This window comes from Sphingobium sp. D43FB (assembly GCF_002312805.1).
Lineage (GTDB): Bacteria > Pseudomonadota > Alphaproteobacteria > Sphingomonadales > Sphingomonadaceae > Sphingobium.
This window is the reverse complement of the sequence record NZ_NMUA01000242.1, coordinates 1-402: the sequence shown is the minus strand read 5'-3', so window position 1 is coordinate 402 and position 402 is coordinate 1. Positions and strand designations below refer to the sequence as shown.

The 402-nt window shown below is 66.7% G+C and carries 1 protein-coding gene; it reads right to left on the bottom strand.

Annotation, left to right across the window (positions count from 1 at the left end; all coding sequences use genetic code 11):
* Nucleotides 1–123 precede the first annotated feature (123 nt).
* Nucleotides 124–402, bottom strand: a 279-nt coding sequence (locus SxD43FB_RS24210) for a His/Gly/Thr/Pro-type tRNA ligase C-terminal domain-containing protein (RefSeq protein WP_255245901.1), incomplete at its 5' end; no start/stop codon positions are given.

The following is a 402-nucleotide window of genomic DNA, read 5'->3' as shown; positions in this document are numbered from 1 at the left end:
CGCGGATATCCTCGTTTACACGCGGTCCGTCGCGGGCGGGCAATTGGTTCGGAATAGGGCCTCGGGCCAGAGTCGGCTCCTGTCGCTGTTGAAACGCTTTGGGTGAGTCTTATGGTGCAGCAGTCACGCTGCTGCAACCATTGCCTGCTCTTTCAGATCGGGAGGCGTTGCCTCCGCCGCAAGGGTGGCCACGGCCTCCTGCAGCGTCAGCGTCACCTGCTCGCGCCCGGGCAGGCGGCGCAGCACCACCTTGCCCTCCTCCGCCTCGCGCCGGCCGATCACGGCCAGCACGGGCACGCGCTGGTCGATATGGTCGACGACCTTGCGGTTGATCTTCTCATTGCGCAGATCCAGCTCCACCGCAAGGCCGGCCTTCTGCAGCGCAGCCGCAACCTCGCGGGC